Source organism: Chroogloeocystis siderophila 5.2 s.c.1, from assembly GCF_001904655.1.
GTDB classification, from domain to species: Bacteria; Cyanobacteriota; Cyanobacteriia; order Cyanobacteriales; family Chroococcidiopsidaceae; genus Chroogloeocystis; species Chroogloeocystis siderophila.
In genome coordinates, this window is sequence record NZ_MRCC01000003.1 from 104,832 (window position 1) to 119,574 (window position 14,743).

The window sequence follows — 14,743 nt, forward strand, 5'->3', positions numbered from 1 at the left end:
TATTGCTCAAAGTGGTGTTTCGCAGCAAAACACCACTTCTGAAAATCTAAAAAGTTTAGAAACTCTATAACTTATCTAGGGATATTGCTGTATCATTTAATATCCAGTATTTTAGTGACTTGGTAGTTGACATTTGTAAAAGTATTTAAACGTTGAGCTACCTATGATAACCATCAAGTAATTAAGCTTATCTGAAAACCTTAGCTCTCATTTTCAATCAGAGAAATGTAAAGAAATGTGTAGAAAACAAAATTACGGTAGAAAAACAGATTCCTGCATTAAAATAAACATTCTAAGTACAACTTGTAAAAAATTAGCTTGAAATTAACCGCATTTTGTTTTCCAAGATGCAATTGTCAAATCAGTTATTCGTTAGGCTGAAGTGAAAAATCAGACCAACTTTATCATAGAGCGGTTCAGCAACAAGAACGGTGAGGAGTCCCAAAGCAGCGTGAGAAGCGCAGTTAACCTGAAAGTTTAAATACTGAAATTAGCAGCACTGGACTAATAAAGGTTACAATAGTTAACATAGGAGCGTTCAGATTTAATGAAGTGATGACGCGACAAGAGGTTTTAACTACTTTGTCTGAAGTTATCGCCTTCAAATTTAAATGTAGGTTAAATTTCTGAGTCAAACACAAAATCGTTCATAGTTAATCAAGCTTCTAGTTTTTGTTGTGTGTGACTTTGCATAAAAGTTGCCAGCCAATGCTCGCACCATCTCGCCAACCTTTTGATTATCAATTTACCAGCGTAGTGCCATGAAGACTGCTCAGACAGCCACAGACCTTGTGCGGACTTATTTGCGAGAAATTGGTCGTGTACCACTTTTAACGCACGAGCAAGAAATATTGTATGGCAAACAAGTGCAGCGCTCAACTGCCTTACAAGAAATTAAAGAGTCACTCAGTGCGCAGTTAAATCGAGAACCAACACTAGAGGAGTGGGCGGCATCTGCGGGACTCGATTCTGCTGAACTCAGTAAAGCGATCGCGCTCGGAGAAATTGCCAAACGTAAAATGGTAGAGGCAAATCTCCGATTGGTTGTGTCGGTAGCCAAAAAATATATCAAGCGGAACGTAGATTTATTAGACTTGATTCAAGAAGGCACGATCGGAATGCAGCGTGGGGTAGAAAAGTTTGACCCCACAAAAGGGTATCGCTTCTCAACGTATGCATACTGGTGGATTCGCCAAGCGATAACACGCGCGATCGCCGAAAAGGGTCGTACAATTCGGTTGCCTATTCACATCACCGAAAAGCTAAATAAAATCAAAAAAGCCCAACGACAGCTATCGCAACAATTAGGACGTGCGGCGACAGTTTCTGAATTAGCAGCCGAGTTAGAATTGTCTCCCAAGCAAGTCAGAGAATATTTAGAACGCGCGCGCCTACCACTATCACTAGACCTACGCGTAGGAGATAACCACGATACAGAACTCGGAGAACTCTTAGAAGATACGGGTGTTTCTCCTGATGATTTTGTGCTGCAATCGTGTATGTCTACTGATATTGAGCGCATGATGGCGGATCTGACACCCCAGCAACGCGAGGTTTTATCACTTCGATTTGGTTTAGTCGATGGACAGTCGATGACACTCGCAAAAATTGGCGATCGCCTTAACATTAGTCGCGAACGTGTCCGCCAAATAGAACGCGAAGCCCTCACAAAACTTCGTAAGCGCAAAGCTGATATGGATCAATATTTAGCAAGTTAGAAAGGAACGAGTGGTGAGTGGCTAGTGAAGCAGTAGAAGTGTGGCAGAGACGAAAATGCTTTTCCCTCTACCCACCTACCCTTGTCTTCTCAGGGTGAGAGAATCCGTCAACATCCTGTTCGGTTTCACCAACAACCAGAATCTACGTAGCTTGTTACATTAGTTCGCAGAAGACAACAGTTAGGCAAATTGTTAATAGCAAAGTGAACTGCTCTTGAATAAGAGCAAGAAGCTATTGCTAAACCGGAGGTACAAAGTGAGCGACGTATCTAACCAAGTCTCAGAATTCTTTGATGGCGAGTCCGAAAACGGTAACTTGCTGTGGCAATACGTTCAAAAGCTAAGTCCAGAAACCGTTAACCAGTTATCTAAGCCCACATCTGGCGAAGTGTTTCAAATTATGGAGCGTAATATAATTGGGTTATTAGGTAACCTGCCTCCAGAACACTTTAACGTCAGCATTACAACCACTCGCGAGAACCTGGGAAGATTGCTAGCCTCGGCAATGATCAGCGGCTATTTCTTACGCAACGCCGAACAAAGAATGCTTTTTGAAAAGTCCCTGCAAGCGGCTGAAGCGAGTCACTCTGCACATGAGTAACTACAGCGTCTTTAATGTACGTTAGATCTTAAAATGTCAGTGAAAAACTAAGCACTTTGTATAATCAGAGAACTCGGTGAGCGAAATCGTTTAACCGAGTTATATAACTTGGAGGCAGTATCTTCCTAATCTCTAACCTCTGGTATTGTAATTTACAAGCTAGTCTACAAGTGTATGTGAGGTTTCTGGGTGACGATTCCGCATAAGATTATCGGTGTCGGTGTGATTTGGAATGACCGTGAACAAATCTTGATAGATCGCCGTCGTCCAGAAGGAAGTTTAGGCGGGTTGTGGGAATTTCCTGGAGGCAAAATTGAGCCAGGAGAAACCTTAGAAGCGTGTATTAAAAGAGAAATCAAAGAAGAATTAGGAATTGATATTGCGGTTGGCGAACATTTGATGACAATTGACTACACTTATCCACATTTACAAGTCACATTGACTGTACATTTCTGCTGCCATCTTGCTGGTGAGCCAAAACCTATTGAATGTGATGAAGTGCGGTGGGTGAGTTTAGATGAAATCGAGCAATATTCTTTTCCTACAGCTAACACTCAAATTATTGCTGCAATTAAACAGTACGCTGCAAGTAGAAAGTAGGTGTTTGTCATTCTTAAGTTGGTCGTACACAATAAACACAATAAGAAGAAAATAATCGACGCATGAATTCGCCGCTAGGTAAACAAAGTTTACCTACGTGGACAACGGTACAACATAGCATAATTCCTTAAAACTCCGACTCTTGAGTACGCCTTTGCGCACTTTAGTTTATGTATCGGAAGGCATCTCAATTCGGATAAACTGGCAAAGTGAAGTGAAAACAAGAACCGCCTATGGGAGGACAATCAACCCAGATTTGCCCATAATGTGCGCGAATTATTCGCTGACATAAACATAGACCAATACCATAACCATCCTTTGCTTTGTCTCTTTCTAGACGAAAACGGTCTTCAAAAATGCGATCGCGGTTTTCTTCAGGAATACCTGGGCCTGTATCGCAAACACTTAATTGAATTTTTTGCGTCGTGCGGTGTAGCGCAGATAAGCGAATTGTGCCATTAGAGGGCGTGTATTTAATTGCATTGTCAACCAGGTTAATCAGCACCTGGCGGACTTTTTCTTGATCCGCATAAGTTCGTGGTAAATCGCGGGGAATATCAGTTTCGATTTTTAAACTTTTCGCATTCGCGCGATCGTTCAACTGCGAAAGGACATCATGACACAGTTTTTCTAGCTCTAATTTTTGTGGTTGAATATCTAATTCTGCGGCGGTTCCTCGCGCTACTTGTAATAGCCCAGCAATCATCTTATCAATTAACCGCGTTTGCGTTCGTGCTTGCTTAAACAACTGTGCGACAAGGCTTGATGAAAGTGGCGTTTGCCCTTCGCGTGTCAAACTTGCTTCTAGCGTTTCTAGCGCGATTGAGACTGCGGTTAAAGGATTGCGCAAATCATGCGCCAACATGGCAATCACTTGATCTTTAAACTGTAGCTGTTCTAAGAGCTTTTCTTGCTCGCGTTTGAGACTGAAAATTTCGTCTGCCATTAAAATGACTTCAGCCGAATCAGCAATCGAACGCATTTCGTTTTGTGGCGATTTTACAATTTCTGGCTTAGCGTTTTGGGACTGAAGTTTTTCTGCTACCGCTTGTTGCCAGCGTGGCCACCATAATTGTAACTGAGCAATTAAATTACTTCCTGCTAATGTTTGCCGTGGTTCTGGATAAATTTTAATAAGTGCTGGAGTGGCAACTAATTTAAAGTGTTCTGCAAAATATGGCTGTTCGCTAACATCAATACTCTGGAGTTCAAAGGCATACTCCTCTTGTAACTCTTTGAGATAGTGATAAATCTGCTGAATCTGTTGCTGAGAACCGGAACGTTCATCAACAAACAGCAATAGTTGAAGTGGTGCGTGAGAGTCACTAAGCTTTTGAGGGAAAACCTGCATGAAATTTTGTTGCAGCACGGGAAACAGGTTAAGCTTGCCAGTTGTCTTATTCTTAAATTTAATATTTATTTTGCATTTTGTATACCAATATTGTTAGTCACAAGTATTTCAACTCGCATCGACACTTTCATTACATTTTTTTATCTCTAGCAAAGAATTATACGCGAAAATTGTTAGTGAATAGCCAACTGCCGTCAATAGGCGCAGCGACTCTTGCCAAATTACGCTAGCGTAGGAAATGATGGTATTCTCTCTAAATGACTGTGTTGACCTCAAGATGCTTTTTCAAGATAGCTAGTATAGCTGTATTACTGGCATCTGTAAGTGCCTGTGCTAACAATCAATCTGGCAGAAACCTAGAGCAAATGCTTGCAGCAGATCCCAGGCTCCAGGACAACTCAGTGATCGCCTTTGGTAATAGTAATAATAACAGTAATCAAGCTGCTGCGAATACCAATATTCAGCTACCAGCAGACTTCCCCGCAGAAATTCCGCGCTATCCTAATGCGCAGTTGCAGCAAGTCACAGCCTCACAAACGCGCTGGATAACTCCCGATCCGATCAATGTCGTTCAAAGCTTTTATAAGAACCAATTTCAAGCAAACAACTGGGAGGTGCGTCCGAGTGAACAAGAAGGCATTTTAGAAGCACAGCGCGATGAGTTACGCGTCACAGTCACAATTCCTGCACCTAATCAAAGCAGCACTGCGCAGCCAAATACAGCAGGAAATACTGAATTCACGCTGCAATATACGCGCGATACAACTGTCGCAACTAGTACATCACCAGATGCTTCTGAGCAAGCTAGTGTACCGCAACCAGGAGATCCAGATTTTATTGGACCGGTGCCACTACAGCAAGCTAATAGCACTGCACAGACGATAAACAATAATACTACACAACCAACAGCAGCACAATCTTTTAATGACATCAACCAAGTACCGCAAGAACTGCGCCAGTATCTTCAAGACTTGAGCGCATTAGGTGTATTACCATTGCAAGCAACATCTAAAAGTAATTCAGCGAGTCAATTTGAACCGAATAAGACTGTCACGCGGCGCGAGTATGCGCGGTGGCTAGTTGCTGCTAATAATCGATTTTATGTGGATAACCCTGCAAAACAAATTCGCAAAGCATCCGCCTCGACGCAACCAGCGTTTCAGGATGTATCAGCTTCTGATCCAGATTTTGCAGCAATTCAAGGCTTAGCCGAAGCAGGATTAATTCCTAGTTTCCTGTCAGGAAGTTCAACAACCGTGCTATTTCGCCCTGATGCACCGCTGACGCGCGAACAAATGATTCTTTGGAAAGTCCCTATCGATACTCGCGCCTCACTCCCCAATGCTTCCGTAGACGCAGTACAGCAAACTTGGGGTTTTCAAGATGCGGCAAAAATTGAACCGAGAGCATTACAAGCCGTTTTAGCCGATTTTCAAAATAGCGATCGCGCAAACATTCGCCGTGTTTTTGGCTACACAACGCTGTTTCAACCCAAGAAAACCGTCACTCGTGCAGAAGCCGCAGCTGCACTCTGGTACATTGGTACCGCAAGCGAAGGCGTTTCGGCGCAAGATGTACTAAGACTACAGCAATCAAGTCCATCACAAGCAACATCAGAATCTCCAGCTAGCGAATAAAAAAGTGTAATATTGCTTATCACTCCCCAAATCATCAGTAATCTATTCCTCACCCCTCACCCCTCCACAAGAGATAATAGTAAGGTTGAAATCAGAACGATCAAAATGACACAACAATTAAACGCCACTGAACTATTTAAAACTGCTTACGAGAATCGCTACACCTGGGATGAAAACTTTCCTGGCTATAGTGCTGATGTCGAGTTAAAGCAAGATTCTGAAGTTTATACAGGTCACATACGCATCAATCGCGATTGGAGTGTGGAAGTTACTGGTATTGACAACGAAGAAGTGCAAGAAAGTATCTACACGCAGTTACGCGATATTGTTACACACCGCAAGCGCTCTAGTTTCGAGCAATCGCATAGCAAGCACGAGTTCAACTTAGGTGAAACCGATGCTTCTGGGGCGGTTGAGATCCTCGTGAAGGGCGATTCAATGGGGTCTAACTACAAAATTCGCGGTACAGAAATTTGCCAAGTTAGCCGCGTTATGGGACGTATGGCGTTCGTTATTGATACGCATGAAAGTTTAGATACGGGAAATGGTTACGTTGCTTCGCGCTACGATGCTGTATTCCGCAATCCCCAAACGAACGATGTCATCCGAGTATTAAAGTTTGAAGATACCTACGAAAAAGTAGGCGACTACTATGTGATGACAAAGCAAGTTATTCATTCGTATGAAAATGGAGAACGCACCACGACGGAATTTAATTTCTCAAATATCAAGTTACTCGAACCCGCGACTGTCGAGGCATAATTAATTCACTGGCTGCGGACGATTATAAATTAGATCTAGGATCGAGTTATTAACAATTTATAAGCTGAACGAGGTCTAAATCAATGGAACTGACAGTAAACAATGTAGAAACAGTTCTGGATGAATTGCGTCCTTACCTGATGTCTGATGGCGGTAACGTCGAGTTGGTTGAACTAGACGGTCCTGTAGTCAAGTTACGGCTTCAAGGCGCGTGTGGTGCTTGTCCCAGTTCGACAATGACGTTGAGAATGGGCATCGAGCGCCGTCTACGCGAAATGATTCCAGAAATTGCGGAAGTTGAGCAAGTGCTGTAGTCAATAGGTAAAAGGGACTAGGGACTAGGAAAGCATATTAGGCTAAAGTGGTTAAGAAAATATAATAATTTTTCTGGCTTCCTGATAAACCTAGTAAAGTCTAGCCTCTAGCCCCTAGCTTATGGCGCATCCTCTATACGTTGCATTGATTTGGCACCAACATCAGCCACTGTACAAAGGTCGAGATAGCAGCATTTCGTTGTCTGCACATAGTCAATACCGACTGCCTTGGGTACGGCTGCATGGTACAAAAGATTATTTAGATTTAGTATTACTGCTAGCACGCTATCCAAAGTTGCATCAAACTGTTAACTTGGTTCCTTCGTTGATTTTGCAACTCGAAGACTATATCGCTGGCACGGCGTTTGACCCGTATTTAGCTGTCAGCTTGACGCCAACCGAACAACTTTCTCAGGAACAACGACAATTTATCATCGAGCATTTTTTTGATGCGAATCACCACACGTTAATTGACCCGCACCCGCGTTATGCCGAGTTGTACCACCAAAGACAAGACAAGGGGAAAGCGTGGTGTTTAGAAAATTGGCAGTTACAAGACTATAGCGATTTATTGGCGTGGCACAATCTGGCGTGGATCGATCCGCTCTTTTGGGACGATCCAGAAATCGCTGCGTGGTTACAGCAAGGGCGGAATTTTACTTTAAGCGATCGCCAGCGAATTTATTCTAAGCAACGCGATATTCTGAGTAGAATTATCCCCCAGCATCGTGAAATGCAGAATGCAGGACAGTTGGAAGTTACGACAACGCCTTACATGCACCCAATTTTACCATTACTTGCCGATACCAATTCGGGGCGCGTAGCTGTACCCAGTATGACATTGCCCCAACGCCGATTTCAATGGGCAGAAGATATTCCTCGGCACTTGTATAAAGCGTGGGAATTGTATCAAGATCGCTTTGGACGAGAACCTCGTGGTTTATGGCCTTCAGAACAATCGGTGAGTCCTGAGATTTTACCTTACATTGTTAAACAAGGATTCAACTGGATCGTTTCGGATGAAGCTGTATTAGGTTGGACACTGCACCACTTTTTCCATCGTGATGGCGCGGGTAATGTATGCGAACCTGAGTTGCTTTATCGTCCGTATCGTTTAGAAACTGCCGCAGGTGATTTAGTAATTGTCTTTCGCGATCACCGTTTGTCTGATTTAATTGGTTTTACTTATGGCTCCATGCCAGCTAAACAAGCAGCAACAGATTTAGTCGGACACTTAGAAGCGATCGCGCACTCGCATAAACACCGTCAACCCGATCAGCCGTGGTTAGTCACAATCGCGCTTGATGGCGAAAACTGCTGGGAGTTTTACCCGCAAGATGGTAAGCCTTTCTTAGAGAATTTATATCAAACTCTCAGCGATCATCCACAGATCAAACTTGTCACTGTTTCAGAATTCCTGGAAAAATTCCCCCCAACTGCAACGATTCCAGGAGAACAATTACACAGCGGTTCCTGGGTAGATGGTAGTTTTACAACGTGGATTGGCGATCCTGCAAAGAATCGCGCTTGGGATATGCTAGCGGAAGCTAGATCTTTACTTGCTAAACATCCTGAAGCAACGGAAGAAAACAATCCCGAAGCGTGGGAAGCTTTGTATGCTGCTGAAGGTTCTGATTGGTTTTGGTGGTTTGGTGAAGGTCATACATCGAATCAAGATGCTATTTTTGACCAACTATTTCGCGAACATTTGTGCGGTATCTATCAAGCACTAAATGAGCCTATTCCGCCGTATTTGCGTCAACCTGTAGAATCGCATGAAGCCCTAGGCGATCATCGACCCCAAGGCTTTATTCATCCTGTTATTGACGGTATGGGTGATGAGCAAGATTGGGATCGTGCTGGGCGTTTAGAAGTTGGTGGGGCGCGGGGAACAATGCACAAAAGCAGTGCAATCCAGCGTCTATGGTATGGGGTAGATCACCTGAATTTCTACCTACGAGTCGATTTAAAACAGGGTGTACAACCAGGGCGCGATTTGCCTTCAGAGTTACACTTACTGTGGTTTTATCCTGATCGCACGATGCACAATAGCCCAGTGCCACTAGAAGATATACCGAATGAAGCTCCACTCAACTATTTGTATCATCACCAGCTAGAAATCAATTTGCTCACGCAATCAGTTCATTTTCAAGAAGCTGGAGAACATCATCAATGGCATCCGCGTTATAGTCGCGCTAGCGTAGCACTGAATAAATGCTTGGAAATTGCCGTACCGTGGGCTGATTTGCAAATGCCTCCAGATTATCCATTACGGTTAGTCTTAGTGCTAGCTGATGAAGGCAGTTTTCGCAGTTACTTACCAGAAAACACTTTAATTCCGATTGAGGTGCCTTAGAAAAATTATTTTAATGGGAGTGCTTATTATAGTTCAGGGTTTCAAACTCTATCGAAGCCTTGAACTAAAAAGGCTCTAGTCTGAAATAAACCTTAGACTAATGATTGTTGTGGCTCTAACTCACAGCTTTGTACTTCTTGACGCGATATAATCTGCAATTCACCTGGGTAACGCGGACGCGGATCGCCGACTAACCAGATCGGAGGTACCATCATGGCTTCATAGTAATCAATCCGATGCAAAATACTTGGGTTATTTTTAAGTTCTACAATCGTTCCTGGTAGATACTCAAACATTTCATCCCAATCGATAACTGACTCGGTATTCATTGCTGTTGACCAATTTCATTCCTTCAATCAACAATAGAAATCGCTTTGGTCGAGAAGAACTTCACCATGATCCGGTACCCAGGCAAGCCAGGTATCTGAGGATTCCTGACAGAGCAATTTAGCTTCCGCAAATGCATATTCACCAGGTGATTGCAGCAGTTTAACCCAAGTATCGCGCGTGTAAGTGATGTGGCAAACTGGATTCCAACTTGCAGTGATTGCGCCTTCTATTGCAGGTGTTAAACGACAAATTTGATTGCTTGATTGAAGCGACATGCTCGTTCTCCGTCTCAAATCCATTAACTTAATGAAAATTTCCCTACAGCAAACTGAGGAATCCAATTAAATATTTCTGTATTCAATTTGACAAAAATACCGCGCGATCGCTCAATTATGCTAAATAAATTCATAAATCCTGACATAGTAGATTCGGTAGTGCGTCAGATTATTGTTGGAAAGGGGAGAATATGCTGCCAACTCCAGTTGAAATAACTTACCACTAACCGTGTCGTCACTTTCGTCTGCTCCCAGACTTTGCCAAACTTGTTCTGCCGACGATGCCGTCGTCCTGTCTGCTGCCTGACGATGCCATGCTTTCAGAGAAGGTTTGTTTGCAGTTGGGGCAGAAATAGCGTTGATGTCCATTGGGCATTTTGCCGTGTTTGTGGACCTTCGCATGACCACAGAGCCGACATTCCATTGTTTGTTGCCACTGAGAAGGATAGCCCTACTTTATCAAACCCACATTATCCTGACGCACTACCCTTAGTTCAAATAGCTAATTGCTATTAATAGTACACTACAGGAAGTAATGCCCATAAAGTATGATTCTCATCACCTTTTTACATAAATGTCAAAACATTAAAGTTAAGTTGCTGACGTTCTCATAGGTCTTGAAATAATTTAATATTTCGTCAAGCAGCAAATAACTCGATTTTTCTTATTATTAGTTGTTTTAAAATAAAAACGGATACATTTTTGACAAAACAACTATTTTCTTTAAATCGAAGGGCATAATAAACTAATTTATTATAATTATCAAGAATTCAGAAATTAGCAACACAAATAAGTACTACTAAATAGTACAAAAAACCAGATTAAAAGTAGATAGACTGCTCCTAATTACTTATAACTAGTAAGTTTTAAATAATAAGGGACTCGCTTACACTGAGGAAGTCATCGTTTTGAGCGAGTCAGTTTCTATCGGAGAACCGTCAGGAGATTCGATCGCAAACCCAGCATCGCGAATCATTTCCAAATCGCTGTGCGTTGCTTGTCCAGGAGTTGTTAAATAATCACCAATAAAGATTGAGTTTGCTGGATAAAGTCCTAAAGGTTGCAGCGATCGCAAATGAACTTCTCTACCGCCAGCGATTCTAATTTCCTGTGCGGGAAGGACAAAGCGAAATAAACATAACACTCGCAGACAACGACGCGGGTTCAATTCTTGAATCTTCTCAAACGGCGTTCCTGGAATTGGAATCAAGAAATTTAGGGGAACACTTGTAACGTTTAATTCCCGTAGCGAAAATGCTAAGTCGATAACATCATCATCCGACTCGCCCATCCCAATAATTCCGCCCGAACAAGTTGTGATTCCTGCGGCTTTGACATTTTCTACTGTCGCGATGCGATCGCCAAACGTATGCGTCGTACAAATTTGCGAGTGGTAATCATCCGAAGTATTCAAATTGTGATTAACGCGGTCTACCCCGACTTCTGCTAAACGCTGCGTTTGCTCTTGACTTAACAACCCAAGACACGCACAAATTTTTAAATCATAGTTGGCTTTAACCGCTTGTACAGCGTCCAGAACCTGCGTAAATACTCGTTCGCTGGGAGAACGCCCCGAAATGACCATACAAAAAGTTCCAGCTTGCAATTTCTTTGCCTGCGCAGCAGCGTCTAAAATTTTTTCTTTAGCTAAGAGTGGGTACTTCTCAATTTCAGCAGTAGAAATCTTCGATTGCGAACAATAGTGACAATCTTCTGGACAAAGCCCACTTTGAGCATTAAGGAGAAAATGCAACCGGACGCGATTTTCCCAATAATGGTAGCGCACGCGATAGGCAGCAGCAAGTTGCTCAAGCAGTAAACAATCAGGCGCGTTGAGTACCGCATGGGCGGCTTCCCGCGTCAATAGTTCTCCAGCCAAAGCGCGATCGGCAAGTTCATTCCAGTTAAGTGCAGAAGATTTCAACATAAGAAGAGGTCAGAGGTCGGGGATTAGAGGTCAGAAATGATGATGAAAACAGGGACAATGCTTTGCTCATCACTGAAGCCATAATTCTGATTGACCATTGCTATATGATAGTATCAAGTACGCGGCGGATCGCTTGATAAATTGATTCGAGTTGCTCTGAGGTAATGCAGTAAGGTGGCATCAAGTAAAGCGTATTCCCCAGAGGACGTAAGAGAAATCCTTCCGCTAGAAACCTTTGTTTGAGGATTGGTGCGATCGCATTAAAATATCCACTCTGACTGTCTGTGACGATATCCATCGCGGCAATCGTCCCGCAAGTGCGCACTTTATCGATTTTGGGATGATCCGGCAAGTATTTTTTTAGATAGCAGCGATGCTGCTGTTCTAGATTGCGAAAGTTAGGATTTTGTTCTAGCAATTCTAAAGACGCAACGCCTGTAGCACACGCTAAGGGATTTCCTGTGTATGAATGGCCATGAAAAAATGTTTTACTGACATCATCACTGTAAAACGCACGATAAATATCCTCTGTCGCAACGGTTACAGCTAAAGGTAAGCAGCCGCCTGATAAACCTTTTGATAAACAAATGATATCCGGTGCGGTTTCTGCTTTTAAGCAAGCAAATAATTCACCAGTGCGCCCGAAGCCTGTCATCACCTCATCGTAAATGACAAGTACACCAAACGAGTGCGCCAAGTTTCCTAAAGCTTGTAGAAATTGTGGACGACATACTCGCATTCCCCCTGCACCCTGTACAAGTGGCTCGATAAAAAGACCTGCATATCGCGTAGGATTTTGTTTGAGAAGCCGCGTCAGGATTTCTAGAGTTTGTGCTTCACGTACTTCGACATCAGCATCATTATCAAACGTAGCAGGAAAAGGCACAAGCTCTGTCGAGAACATTAAGCGGTGAAAAGGCTGATCCCAGGGAGAATTACCTGCGATCGACATCGCTCCTATCGTATCGCCGTGATATCCACCTTCAAAGCTAATAAACGTCGTGCGATCGCTTTCTCCTTGATTAAACCAATATTGATAAGCCATTTTCAGCGCGACTTCCATCGCTGTTGAGCCATTATCCGAAAAAAATACTCGCCTCAGCGATTTTGGGAGATGCTGAAGTAATTTTCTCGCTAGCTGTTCAGCTGGTTCGTGCGTAAAACCTGTAAAAATGACATGTTCTAAGGCTTGGGCTTGTTTGTAAAGCGCCTCAGCAAGTATAGGATGGCCGTGTCCATGAATCGTCACCCACCAACTGGAAATACAATCCATAATTTGGCGTTTATCTTCGAGTTCGAGCATCACGCCTTGTCCCTTGACGACTTTCAAAGGTATCGGCGCGGTTTTCATTTGGGTGAATGGTTGCCAAATCGGAGAATCATAAATTTCTTCAGTGCTGCTCATAAAAAAATCAACTTCTTTAACTAGAAAAGCTGTTAATAATCCAGAAAAATCAGAGAATACGACTCAATTTATTCCTTTTACCCGCTGTTCGCGAGTCATTCGCTACTTAATTCTTACTTGACTGCTGCGGTGAGTTAAGCGAAACTGACAATAATTGATGTGAGACTTCATCTATTGCTAAATTTTGTTAATTTTTTATTCTCTATAATTCGATAGATGAAACATTATTTAGCAATAGTGATAGTGAGGAGAGCGTACAGTAGGCATAAAAGCTTACAAATAGCAACGAGCAGCCGATGCAGTGTCGGTGCAAATTATAAATAAAGCTATGGTGATTAGCTAGAAGTATGGAAACGCTAGAGTTTGTGATTTATCCCGATGGTCGCGTACAGGAAAAAGTTTCCGGTATAGTCGGAGCAACTTGTACTGAAGTCACAGCCGCAATCGAAGCAGAACTGGGACACGTCGTCAGTCACCAGCCAAGCTCAGAATTTTATAATGCAGTACAACACCAATCTACAGTTGCAACAACCCAAGCTAGTTTTAGCGAGTGGTAACTTTACTAACTAGTCCAGTTTGATTCAATTCACAACTACTACAATGTCACACTTTAGCCAAATCAAAACACAAATCCGTAATCTTTCATCGTTACAAGCTGCGCTCACTGATTTAGGTATTAATTGGAAATCTGGTCCTAGAGCAGTTCGAGGCTATCGCGGTCAAACTCGTAATGCCGAAATCACCATTGAGCAGGAGAATGGTTACGATGTCGGTTTTAGTTGGAATGGCAAAGAATACGAACTTGTTGCTGATTTGCAATATTGGCAGCAAAATTTGTCTGTCGAAGGTTTCTTGAAAAAAATTACGCAGCGTTATGCCTATCACACAGTATTGAACGAAACCTCGCGCTTAGGATTTCAAGTAGCAGAACAGCAACAAAACGAAGACGGTTCAATTCGACTATTAGTACAGCGCTGGAGTGCGTAATGTCTGATTTTATGCCGCTGGAGCGAGCAAAATCTGGAGCAATGCGGTCGCACCTTGAACCCGAACTAGGTGGAATTTTTCGCGATGCACCTGAACGTTCAGGCTTAGAACCTGAGTTAGGCGGTGAACTACGGCAAAAAGGTGTTTATGTTGACGAAATCACCTGCATTGGTTGCAAGCACTGCGCCCATGTTGCCCGCAACACCTTCTACATTGAACCAGATTACGGTCGTTCGCGCGTCGTCCGTCAAGACGGAGACTCAGAAGAGTTAATTCAGGAAGCAATTGACACGTGTCCAGTTGATTGCATCCATTGGGTTGACTATACCGAACTGAAAAAACTCGAAGAAGAGCGACAGTATCAAGTCATCCCTATTGTTGGATACCCTGTAGAAGAAGCTGTTGTTGCTGCTCATCGGCGGCGTAAGAAGCGCCAAGCCCAGAAAAAGGCTCGCTATTAACTTTGATTTATATAATTTT

15 protein-coding genes and 2 pseudogenes are annotated in these 14,743 nt (G+C 43.0%); 10 read left to right on the forward strand and 7 right to left on the reverse strand.

Annotated elements, in window-relative coordinates:
• The first annotated feature begins 761 nt into the window (after positions 1-761).
• From NIES1031_RS03860 to mutT, 3 genes are all read left to right on the forward strand, one after another.
• Complete coding sequence (locus NIES1031_RS03860) at positions 762-1,718, forward strand: RNA polymerase sigma factor, RpoD/SigA family (protein WP_073548186.1); 957 nt, start codon at positions 762-764, stop codon at positions 1,716-1,718.
• A 256-nt stretch (positions 1,719-1,974) separates the two neighbouring features.
• Entirely contained in the window at positions 1,975-2,319 is a 345-nt protein-coding gene (locus NIES1031_RS03865) for a DUF760 domain-containing protein (protein ID WP_073548187.1), read from the forward strand.
• A 189-nt stretch (positions 2,320-2,508) separates the two neighbouring features.
• Positions 2,509-2,919 carry an 8-oxo-dGTP diphosphatase MutT gene (mutT, locus tag NIES1031_RS03870; protein WP_073548188.1) on the forward strand — a complete coding sequence of 137 codons (411 nt, stop codon included), beginning with the start codon at positions 2,509-2,511 and terminating at the stop codon, positions 2,917-2,919.
• Between the two features lie 187 nt (positions 2,920-3,106).
• Here the strand turns inward: mutT and NIES1031_RS03875 are convergent, their stop codons facing one another.
• Positions 3,107-4,270 (reverse strand): histidine kinase, encoded by a 1,164-nt coding sequence (locus tag NIES1031_RS03875; protein ID WP_073548189.1) that lies wholly within the window; start codon positions 4,268-4,270, stop codon positions 3,107-3,109.
• A gap of 365 nt (positions 4,271-4,635) precedes the next feature.
• Between NIES1031_RS03875 and NIES1031_RS03880 the strand changes: the two genes are divergently transcribed.
• From NIES1031_RS03880 to NIES1031_RS03895, 4 genes are all read left to right on the forward strand, one after another.
• Complete coding sequence (locus tag NIES1031_RS03880) at positions 4,636-5,907, forward strand: S-layer homology domain-containing protein (RefSeq protein ID WP_407919480.1); 1,272 nt, start codon at positions 4,636-4,638, stop codon at positions 5,905-5,907.
• 105 nt (positions 5,908-6,012) lie between these two features.
• Positions 6,013-6,669 carry a DUF3386 domain-containing protein gene (locus NIES1031_RS03885; protein ID WP_073548191.1) on the forward strand — a complete coding sequence of 219 codons (657 nt, stop codon included), beginning with the start codon at positions 6,013-6,015 and terminating at the stop codon, positions 6,667-6,669.
• 83 nt (positions 6,670-6,752) lie between these two features.
• Positions 6,753-6,983, forward strand: coding sequence for a NifU family protein (locus NIES1031_RS03890; protein ID WP_073548192.1), 231 nt, complete (start codon positions 6,753-6,755; stop codon positions 6,981-6,983).
• Between the two features lie 121 nt (positions 6,984-7,104).
• A complete protein-coding gene (locus NIES1031_RS03895; protein ID WP_073548193.1) occupies positions 7,105-9,339 on the forward strand; it encodes a glycoside hydrolase family 57 protein in 2,235 nt (744 codons plus the stop codon).
• Positions 9,340-9,431: 92 nt separating this feature from the next.
• Here NIES1031_RS03895 and NIES1031_RS03900 read toward each other — a convergent pair whose 3' ends face one another.
• The 6 genes and pseudogenes from NIES1031_RS03900 to bioA form a co-directional block, all read right to left on the reverse strand.
• The gene (locus tag NIES1031_RS03900; RefSeq protein WP_073548194.1) at positions 9,432-9,668 is read right to left on the reverse strand and encodes a hypothetical protein; all 237 of its coding nucleotides are present in this window, start codon (positions 9,666-9,668) and stop codon (positions 9,432-9,434) included.
• Between the two features lie 27 nt (positions 9,669-9,695).
• Positions 9,696-9,944: a hypothetical protein gene (locus NIES1031_RS03905; protein ID WP_073548195.1), complete on the reverse strand. Its 249-nt coding sequence runs from the start codon at positions 9,942-9,944 to the stop codon at positions 9,696-9,698.
• 191 nt (positions 9,945-10,135) lie between these two features.
• A pseudogene (locus NIES1031_RS23605) lies at positions 10,136-10,261 on the reverse strand (IS1 family transposase); the annotation flags it as partial.
• A 47-nt stretch (positions 10,262-10,308) separates the two neighbouring features.
• Positions 10,309-10,368, reverse strand: a pseudogene (locus tag NIES1031_RS26300) (hypothetical protein); the annotation flags it as partial.
• A 462-nt stretch (positions 10,369-10,830) separates the two neighbouring features.
• Positions 10,831-11,871, reverse strand: coding sequence for a biotin synthase BioB (bioB, locus tag NIES1031_RS03920; RefSeq protein ID WP_073548197.1), 1,041 nt, complete (start codon positions 11,869-11,871; stop codon positions 10,831-10,833).
• A gap of 100 nt (positions 11,872-11,971) precedes the next feature.
• Positions 11,972-13,276 carry an adenosylmethionine--8-amino-7-oxononanoate transaminase gene (bioA, locus tag NIES1031_RS03925; protein WP_073548198.1) on the reverse strand — a complete coding sequence of 435 codons (1,305 nt, stop codon included), beginning with the start codon at positions 13,274-13,276 and terminating at the stop codon, positions 11,972-11,974.
• A gap of 347 nt (positions 13,277-13,623) precedes the next feature.
• On the opposite strand from bioA, the gene NIES1031_RS03930 reads away from it, so the two are divergent.
• From NIES1031_RS03930 to NIES1031_RS03940, 3 genes are read left to right on the forward strand one after another with little or no spacing between them, the layout of a single operon-like run.
• Positions 13,624-13,833: a DUF2997 domain-containing protein gene (locus tag NIES1031_RS03930; RefSeq protein ID WP_073548199.1), complete on the forward strand. Its 210-nt coding sequence runs from the start codon at positions 13,624-13,626 to the stop codon at positions 13,831-13,833.
• A 43-nt stretch (positions 13,834-13,876) separates the two neighbouring features.
• Positions 13,877-14,263, forward strand: a complete 387-nt coding sequence (locus NIES1031_RS03935; protein WP_073548200.1) for a DUF1257 domain-containing protein — start codon at positions 13,877-13,879, stop codon at positions 14,261-14,263.
• The gene (locus tag NIES1031_RS03940) at positions 14,263-14,724 is read left to right on the forward strand and encodes a ferredoxin (protein ID WP_073548201.1); all 462 of its coding nucleotides are present in this window, start codon (positions 14,263-14,265) and stop codon (positions 14,722-14,724) included. Before NIES1031_RS03935 ends, NIES1031_RS03940 begins: the two co-directional genes overlap by 1 nt.
• Positions 14,725-14,743 lie beyond the last annotated feature (19 nt).